Source organism: Natronomonas sp. CBA1123, from assembly GCF_009741925.1.
Taxonomy (GTDB): Archaea; Halobacteriota; Halobacteria; order Halobacteriales; family Haloarculaceae; genus Natronomonas.
The window spans coordinates 64,069-72,091 of sequence record NZ_WPCC01000013.1 but is presented as its reverse complement, the minus strand read 5'-3'; the positions used below and the strand labels follow the sequence as shown (position 1 = coordinate 72,091).

Here is an 8,023-nt window from a genome sequence, read left to right as displayed (position 1 = left end):
CGTTCGCGTCCCCGAGGAAAACCTCGTCGGGACTCGTGGGGCCGGCTTCCTCCAGCAGATGCAGTTCTTCGACGAGACGCGGACGCAGGTGGCGGCCCAAGGCGTCGGTATCGCGAAGGGCGCCGCCGAGCGCGCACTGGAGTACGCACAAGAGCGCGAACAGTTCGGCCGCCCCATCGGCGATTTCCAGGCCATCCAGCACAAACTCGCCGACATGCACACCGAAGCCGAAGCCGCTCGGCAGTTGACGTACAAGTCGGCGTGGTCCGTCGACCACAAGGACGAACAGCTCACCACGCTGGCGTCGATGGCCAAGGAGTTCGCTTCTCGTGTCGCCGTCAAGAACGCAAACGAATGCGTCCAGATTCACGGTGGCTCGGGGTACGTCGACGACTTCGACGCCGAACGGTTCTACCGTGACGCCAAAATTACCCAAATCTACGAGGGCACCACCGAAATCCAGAAGAACATCATCGCACGGGAGCTTCAGGAGTAGCCACAAATACGACGCTTCGTCGCTTCCGACCCCGCGTGCGAATCGCGTGTCAACGGGGCTGTGAGCCGCGTTAGGAATCCATGACTGCTCGTGACCGACTCACTCCCTCGATTGCCCGAAATTCTGTACCGTCGGGAGATGCCAGTCGTACATGACCGCTGCCAGCCGACTTCCCACGGTCACGACAGCACACACTACAGCAGCCGTACTCGCGGTCGCACCGACCGCACCCACCAGCCAGTAGGCAGTCCCGCCGAGGACCGCACAACTCGCGTAGAAATCCTCGAAGAGGATGAACGGAGCGCGGTCGAGGAGGATATCAGCGAGTGCTCCACCACCGACGGCGTTGATAGTTGCGATGGCGACGATACCGAACGCCGAAACGCCCGCTTCAGTTGCGACGATAGCCCCAGTCGTCGCGAAGGCAGCGAGGCCAATCGCATCGGAAACGACTGTAATCGGATGGGTATCCGGTGACGACAGAACGACGTTTAGCGCGATTGCCAAGCCGACGCCGAGGAGACCCAGACTGATTTCGGCCGGCGATTGAAGGGCCAACGGAACGCGCGTCACGAGGAGGTCACGGGTAGCCCCACCGGCAAACGCCATCGCCAGTCCGACGATGGTAATGCCGAGTACGTCGAACTCTTCACGAATCGCCTTCGACGACCCCACGAGTGCGAACGCGACCAACCCAATCGTGTTCATGACCGCAAAGGGGTCACCGAACAGTATCGCAATGAGGTCCTGACTCACTACGCTCGGCTATGTGAGTGGATATCTTGATTGCTACGCATCGAAAGGGTTCCCTCGGCGTACCGTTCCGACGACGGAGGTGAAAGAGCAGACGTTCAGTACACGTCCTCGATTTCGTCCTCGTAGTGGCTGTGTTCGTCGGCGGGGAACGTGCCACTCTCGACGGCCTCGGCGTACTCCGAAATCGCGCTTTGCATCTCGCCCCGCACGTCGCCGAAGGACTTCGAGAACGGCGCAGTTCGCTCGGAGAGCCCGATGACCTCGTCGACGACGAGGACCTGTCCGTCGCAGTGCGGGCCAGCACCGATGCCGATGGTCGGAATCGAGATGGCCTCGGTGACCGCCTCGGCGAGGTTCGCCGGGACGTGTTCCAAGACCAGCGAGAACGCCCCCGCAGCCTCGTGTTCGCGGGCCAAATCGAGGATGCGGCGCGCCGACTCCTCGGTCGTCCCTTGGCGGAACAGTCCCGTCTCGTTTTCGCGCTGTGGCGTCAATCCGAGGTGTGCCTGTACCGGGACGCCGAGGCGGGTGAGCCGTCGGGTCAAATCGACCGTGTGCGGACCGGATTCGAGTTTGACGGCGTCGGCGTCGGCCTCTTTCAGCATCCGCCCGCAGTTCTCGATGGCCTCGGCCTCGTCGGCGCCATAGGAGAGAAACGGCATGTCGGCGATGACGAGGGCGTCGTCGGTTCCCCGCGCTACCGCCGCGGTGTGGCTGGCCATCTCCTCGACAGTCACCGGCAGCGTCGAGTCGTAGCCCAGTTGGGTGTTGCCGACGGAGTCACCGACGAGCGTCATGTCGATGCCCGCCTCGTCGACGAGACGGGCGGTCGGCGCGTCGTAGGCCGTCAGCATCGTAATCGGCTCCTCGCCGGCCTTCGCGCGGATGTCCTTCGCTCGCATGGAGCCGAATCGGGGACGCTGGGGGTTAAACGCTGTTACTTCACCCACCGATACCGTCGAGACTCAGGACGACTCGATGAACTCACACACCGCGTCAGCGACCTGTTTTGGGGCCAGCATCGTGCCGACATGACCGACCCCCTCCAGTTCGACAACCTGGCTATCGGGTAGGCGGTCTTCGAGTGCGAAGACGGCATCTCGAAGGTGTTCGGGACCGTCCTCGCCAGTCAACAGGAGCGTCGGACCCGCGGGTGATGGGAGCGTGTCGATATCGGTCGCTTCGACGGCGTAGTTTTCCCGGACGACGGTTTCGGCGCGTTCGAAGGAGACCTCGTCGGGCCACCATGGGACCTGCGTCACGTCGTCGAGACCACTCGATTCCTCGTAGAAACATCGCATGGCCGTTTTCCGTTCGCCGGCATCGAGATGCGCTTGCATCCGGGAAGCGAGATTGCCGTCGCCGTGTTCGCCCACGAGGAGGGCCGGTTCGTACAGTACCAATCGGTCGATATCAGCGTCATCCGCAGCGGCGAGCGCGACGAGTCCGCCGAATGAGTGGCCGAAGACGGTCGCATCACCGTCGACGGTCGCCAACACCGCCCGTAGGTCGGCAACCTCGCGGTCAAGGCCGTACTCCTCGTGGTCACCGCTGTCGCCACGCCCTCGCCGGTCGGGGCGGATAACGGTAAAGGAGTCGACGAGATGCGGAGTCAGTGCGTCCCAGTGGCGTCGGCATCCGGTCCCGCCATGCAACAGGACGAGCGGCGGTCCGGAGCCGTCTATTTCGTATGCGATTTCAGTTCCGTCGGCGGAGGAAGTCCTTCGCATGGCGTCGTCGGTTGGCTCGCTGTGTACGTCAGGTACACTCTCAACGATGCGGCTCTTTAAATCGGTTGATGAGTCCGTCGTCAAGGGCCTCTTCGGCGAGGTGGGCCTGTGCACGGCGGAGCCGTTCCGACAGCGACGATGCGGAGATATCGAGCGTCGCCGCTACTTCACCGAGAGACGCTCGTCGCGGGATATCGAAGTATCCCATCTCGTTGGCGGCCGCCAGCGCCTCCAGTTGCCGTTCAGTCAAGCCATTGGGGTCCGTCGGCCCGAAGCCGTCGGCTTCCCGCAGACGTCGCAGTTCGAACGCGTCGGCGTTGGACCGCCAGAACGTACAGTAACGCTCGAAGGCCTCGCGGTCGACAAACCACCGCCGCTGTCGCCATCCCCTGTCGGTCACGACGATATCTTCGATTATGGAGTCGTTGTCGGCGAGCTCGTGGAGACGTTCCGACCGGTCTACGTGGCGACCTATCTGTTCGTCCATCGTGGTCGCCGGGACGACACGGTATCGTAGTCGGTCACCGCGCGTTTCGATTCGCGAGTAGCGGTCGACGAAATCGGACCGCTCGAAGGCCGCCTCGACGGACTCCGCCTTCTCACTGTCGACCCGTACGTCGAAGGGGGGAAGCCCGCTCTGGTTTGGCTGGCCGACCGCGACGGTCAGCGTCGCCGCCGGAAGCGCTGCCGCGACATCAACCAACGGCAGGTGCTCGAAAGCTAGCTCGTACTCCGCGAGCAGACCCATACCGGTGGGCCTCTCGACGGGCGCTGATGTGCCTGTCGGAAGCCGCCGATGACCGAGCGCCCGGAACCGTAACGGCTTACCCGCCGAGACACCGACTCGGTTCTATGCCGACCCAGGTGGAGACGACGGACCCCGAGGGCGTCGACTACGGCTGGGTGATGCAGGTGACGTTCGTGCTCACCATCGTCGTCGGCGCGCCGGTCGTCGCCGCGCTGTCGGTGTTCGTCGGGTTGGACACGTGGACCCAGCGGGCGAACTTCGCCATCCGCGTCGGCGCGGTCGTGTGGCTCTGTATCGGGATTCCCGTCTTCCTCTACGCCCGGAGCCACTCGGAGACGTAGCTGAACGAACAGCCAGCCCGTTCGGCCGTCCGCTCGTCACGAACCGTATCGCCGACGAACAGCGTCGACTCGGGCGAGCCGTCGAGTCGGCGAACCGTCTCCAACAGCGGTTCCGGGTCGGGTTTCTCGGTGGCGACCGTATCGCGACCGACGACGGCGCCGACGCCGTCGATTGCGTGTTCCTCGAGGGCGATGTGGCAGGCGTCTTCGCAGTTGAGCGAACAGACGCCGACCGGTTCCTCCGGGACGGCGTCGGCCGCCGGCAGTCGCTCGGAGGCGCGGGCGCCGTCCCGTTCGTAGCCCGCGATGACCGCCTCGACCGCCGGTCTGTGCCCCGTCTCGTTCGCCGTTTCCAACATCCCCCAGAGGCTCTCGGGCGGGGCGACGCCGCGCTCTCGGAGCGTCTCGGCCACGTCGCTGGCGACGGCTTCCCAGTCGACGACGAGGCGGACCAGGGTTCCGTCGAGGTCGAAGACGACCGTCTCGTGGTCGGTGTTCATTCCAGCAGTTCGCGGGCGATGACCTTCTTCTGAACCTGGGTCGTCCCCTCGTAGATGGTCGTAATCTTGGCGTCCCGATACAGTCGCTCGACCGGGAAGTCGGTCGTGTAGCCGTAGCCGCCGTGAATCTGGACGGCTTCGTTGGTCACGTCCATCGCGTTCTCGCTTGCGATGTACTTCGCTGTGCTTGCGGCCATCGACGGCGGTGCATCGCCGTCGAGTTTTCGGGCGGCCTCGTAGGTCAACAGTCTGCCTGCCTGTGTCTTCGCGTGCATCTCGGCGAGTTTGTGTCGAATCGACTGAATATCCGAGATGGGACCGTCGAACTGCTCGCGGTCGTGGGCGTAGTCGATTGCGAGGTCGAGTGCGGATTGGGCGAGACCGACCGACTGGGCGGCGATGCCCACGCGGCCGCCGGTGAGAATCGACAGCGCCGCCGATAGCCCCCGGCCTTCCGGCGTGAGGCGGTTCTCGACGGGGATGCGAACGTCCTCGAAGACGAGCGTCGTCGTGTCGCTGCCCCGCAGTCCGAGTTTCTCCTCTTTCTTGCCGACTTCGAGACCGTCGGCGTCCTTCGGGACGATGAACTGCGTGACCGTTCGGGGGTCCTCGGGGTCGGTCTTCGCGAAGAGCACGACAACGTCGCTCCGCACACCGTTGGTTATCCACTGTTTCGTCCCGTTGATGACGTACTCGTCGCCCTCGCGTCGTGCTTCCGTCGACATCTCGGCGGGGTTCGACCCGGCGTGGGGCTCCGAGAGCGCGAACGCGCCGACGGGTCGGCCCTCGACCATATCCGGGAGCCACCGCTCCTTCTGGTCTTCGTCGCCGAACTCGGCGATACAGGAGGTTACGAGGGTCTGGACCGACAGCGCCGTCGCGACGGCCAGTTGGCCGTAGGCGACTTCCTCGTTGACGATGGCGTATGTGAGGCCGTCGACGTCGAGACCACCGTACTCCTCGGGAATCGTCATCGCGGTGAGTTCCATCTCGGCGAGGCCGTCCCAGACGTCTTCGGGGAAGGTCTCCGTTTCGTCGGCCTCGCGGGCCGTCGGTCGAATCTCCTCGACCGCGAACTCGCGGACGGTGTCCCGGATGGCTTGCTGTTCGGGCGAGAGTTCCATGCCACCACGTTGGACGCGAGGGGCAAAAGTAGTCCGCCCGTCAGGCGTCCCGAAGCGAATCGACGACCGTCGAGCCGTCGGCGTCGAGGCCACCGGCCTGTGCCACCTCTGAGGAGCCGCCACCGCCGCCACCGAAGCGGTCGGTGAGTGACGCGACGACATCGCCCGCATCACACCCTTCGCCCGTCCCGACCGCGAGCTGTCCGGAGGGCGTCGCCAAGACGAGTACCTCGATGCCCTCGGGGCGGTCCCGGACCCGCTCGGCGAGGGCGTTCGCATCGGCGTCGACGACGCCCGCCGCCCACGTCCGACCGTCACGTTCGAAGCGCTCGTCCGCGATGTCGGCGACGGTGGCGTCGAGGATGCGCTCTCGGAGTGCGTCCCGCTCGGCGGCAACCGTCTCACGTTCCTCTCGGAGTCGGTCGACGGCCTCTGGAAGGTTGGTCGGCGCCGTCCCCAGCGTTTCCGCGGCGTCGAGTGCAGCCGCTTTCTCCGCCGCCCGGCGGTCGATTCCCTCGGGACCGACGGCGAACTCCACCCGGGTCAACCCCTCGCCGGGATTGGACCGGCCGAGCACGGTCACGGGCCCGATTTCTATCGTGTTCGAGACGTGCGTCCCGCCGCAGGCGGCGGCGTCCCACCCGTCGATTTCGACGACGCGGACCGTCTCGCCGGTGAGACCCTCTTCGGTTTTCGTGTTGAACGCCACGTCGTCGCGGTCGAGTGCCTCCGCTTGCGGCTGTCGGCTCCACGTCACGTCTCGGGAGTCCCAGACACAGCGGTTGACCAGCCGCTCGAGTTCGACGAGCGTCTCGTCGTCGATGTCGGTCGGCGTACTGAAGTCCACCCGGACTTTCTCCGGTGTGATGCCGAACCCACCGTAGCCCAACTCTTCGAAGAGGCGGCGGCCGGCGCCGTACAGCACGTGACTCGCGGTGTGGGCGCGCATGCAGTACCGCCGGAACTCGGGGTCGATAGCCCCGCGAACGGTTTCTCCCGTTTCCAGCGTTCCGTCGATAACGTGGACGACGTCGCCGTCACGCTGCTGTACGTCGAGGACCGTCAGTCCGCCGAGCGTTCCGCGGTCGGCCGGTTGGCCGCCGCCCTCGGGGTAGAAGTACGTCTCTTCGAGAACGACCTCGCTCCCGCCGTCCCGAACGGTCGTCTCGAAGGCGAGCGTTTCCGGGTCCTCGGCCGCGGTAGCGGGTGCCATAGCTACCGACAGAACGCTCGGAGACAAAAGCCGGTCGGAAGCCGAGTTACTCCTCTGCGAGTTCGATGCCGAGGCGTTCTTCGAGCGCCTCGATGACCGACCCGCCGACGTTGGCGCGGGCGGCACGCCCCTGTTCGACGGCGACGATGTCGTCCTCGGCTATCTCCAACTCCGCGGCGAGTTCGTCGGTTTGGAGGCCGGCGTCCTGTCGGGCGTCTTCCAGCACGTCGCCGTAGCCCCGGATGAGATATGGAAGAGGGTCGTCCTCGTAGTCGGTCCCCTCCTCCCAGTCGTGGTCGACCTTCTGTGCGTCGCTGAGTTTGGCGACGTTCTGTGCGGCCTTCTTTTTGCGGTTCTCGCCGCTCTGGTCGTCCCTTCCGCCCGACTTCTTTCGGTCGGGCTCCTCGCCGTGGTGGGCGCACTCGCTGCAAACTTCGAGTCGCGCACCGGCGACGGTCGCCGTCTGGAGGTCGCGGTCCTCGGCCCCGCAGAGTTCGCAGGCGCCGCTGGAGTCCCCCCCCGACTCCGCCGGTCGAGTATTTCGCCATGTCCTATGTGCTGCTGGAACGTACTTGAACCCGACGCTCCGCGGCGTGGTCGCCCGCACGCAGTCCAAAGGAAAGCCCTTTTATCGTACCCCGGTTTACGAGGAATTGCAGCAAGACACGCCGTGCGTGGGTAGCCAAGCTAGGCCAACGGCGCAGCGTTGAGGGCGCTGTCCTGTAGAGGTCCGCCGGTTCAAATCCGGTCCCACGCACTGTCACAACAGTGCGGGTGCTCGAAGACAGCACCCACGCAAACTTCTCACAAAACAAGGTAAACAGCGATAGTTCCGTCTACTTCAAATCCGGTCCCACGCACTGCTGGCGACTCACCGTCGACGTACACAGTGCGGGTACTCGAAGACAGCACCCACGAATCATCCGACCGGCGCGACACCGAACAGCGGTAGTGGTAGCGAAAAACGGTTAGAGGCCGCGGCTAACGCCGATGTTCTTGAGGTAGCCGCCGCACGAACAGAGCCGCCCCTCCGGGTCCGTCTGGCGGTCACCGCAGTCGATACACTCGTACAGCGTGTCCTCGTCCGGTTGTGCCCCTCGCATACCGGTGAGTCA

The 8,023-nt window shown here is 64.9% G+C and carries 10 protein-coding genes, 1 tRNA gene and 1 pseudogene; 3 read left to right on the top strand and 9 right to left on the bottom strand.

The features are described from left to right. Window positions 1-496: acyl-CoA dehydrogenase family protein (locus GJ631_RS08370; protein ID WP_255453926.1), on the top strand; the 496-nt coding region annotated here is incomplete at its 5' end. Window positions 497-595: 99 nt separating this feature from the next. Here the strand turns inward: GJ631_RS08370 and GJ631_RS08365 are convergent. The 4 genes from GJ631_RS08365 to GJ631_RS08350 all read right to left on the bottom strand — a co-directional run bounded on the left by GJ631_RS08365 (window position 596) and on the right by GJ631_RS08350 (window position 3,730). Beyond that, entirely contained in the window at window positions 596-1,252 is a 657-nt protein-coding gene (locus GJ631_RS08365) for a trimeric intracellular cation channel family protein (protein ID WP_370518600.1), read from the bottom strand. Window positions 1,253-1,347: 95 nt separating this feature from the next. After that, the gene (gene panB / locus GJ631_RS08360; protein WP_156708713.1) at window positions 1,348-2,154 is read right to left on the bottom strand and encodes a 3-methyl-2-oxobutanoate hydroxymethyltransferase; all 807 of its coding nucleotides are present in this window, start codon (window positions 2,152-2,154) and stop codon (window positions 1,348-1,350) included. Window positions 2,155-2,217: 63 nt separating this feature from the next. Beyond that, window positions 2,218-2,982, bottom strand: a complete 765-nt coding sequence (locus GJ631_RS08355; protein ID WP_156708712.1) for an alpha/beta fold hydrolase — start codon at window positions 2,980-2,982, stop codon at window positions 2,218-2,220. 40 nt (window positions 2,983-3,022) lie between these two features. Beyond that, entirely contained in the window at window positions 3,023-3,730 is a 708-nt protein-coding gene (locus GJ631_RS08350; protein ID WP_156708711.1) for a helix-turn-helix domain-containing protein, read from the bottom strand. A gap of 104 nt (window positions 3,731-3,834) precedes the next feature. Between GJ631_RS08350 and GJ631_RS08345 the strand changes: the two genes are divergently transcribed. Then, window positions 3,835-4,071, top strand: a complete 237-nt coding sequence (locus tag GJ631_RS08345) for a DUF5822 domain-containing protein (RefSeq protein WP_156708710.1) — start codon at window positions 3,835-3,837, stop codon at window positions 4,069-4,071. Here GJ631_RS08345 and GJ631_RS08340 read toward each other — a convergent pair. The 4 genes and pseudogenes from GJ631_RS08340 to GJ631_RS08325 form a co-directional block, all read right to left on the bottom strand. Then, complete coding sequence (locus GJ631_RS08340; RefSeq protein WP_156708709.1) at window positions 4,044-4,571, bottom strand: HAD family hydrolase; 528 nt, start codon at window positions 4,569-4,571, stop codon at window positions 4,044-4,046. The two genes, GJ631_RS08345 and GJ631_RS08340, sit on opposite strands and share 28 nt — an antisense overlap. Continuing rightward, complete coding sequence (locus GJ631_RS08335) at window positions 4,568-5,695, bottom strand: acyl-CoA dehydrogenase family protein (RefSeq protein WP_156708708.1); 1,128 nt, start codon at window positions 5,693-5,695, stop codon at window positions 4,568-4,570. The genes GJ631_RS08340 and GJ631_RS08335 overlap by 4 nt, the downstream gene beginning before the upstream one ends. A 40-nt stretch (window positions 5,696-5,735) precedes the next feature. Further along, a complete protein-coding gene (locus GJ631_RS08330; protein ID WP_156708707.1) occupies window positions 5,736-6,908 on the bottom strand; it encodes an alanine--tRNA ligase-related protein in 1,173 nt (390 codons plus the stop codon). 46 nt (window positions 6,909-6,954) lie between these two features. Next, a pseudogene (locus GJ631_RS08325) lies at window positions 6,955-7,456 on the bottom strand (multiprotein-bridging factor 1 family protein). Between the two features lie 124 nt (window positions 7,457-7,580). Here GJ631_RS08325 and GJ631_RS08320 point away from each other — a divergent pair. Further along, window positions 7,581-7,665, top strand: a tRNA-Leu gene (locus GJ631_RS08320). Between the two features lie 211 nt (window positions 7,666-7,876). Here the strand turns inward: GJ631_RS08320 and GJ631_RS08315 are convergent. Next, the gene (locus GJ631_RS08315; RefSeq protein WP_156708706.1) at window positions 7,877-8,011 is read right to left on the bottom strand and encodes a rubrerythrin-like domain-containing protein; all 135 of its coding nucleotides are present in this window, start codon (window positions 8,009-8,011) and stop codon (window positions 7,877-7,879) included. Window positions 8,012-8,023 lie beyond the last annotated feature (12 nt).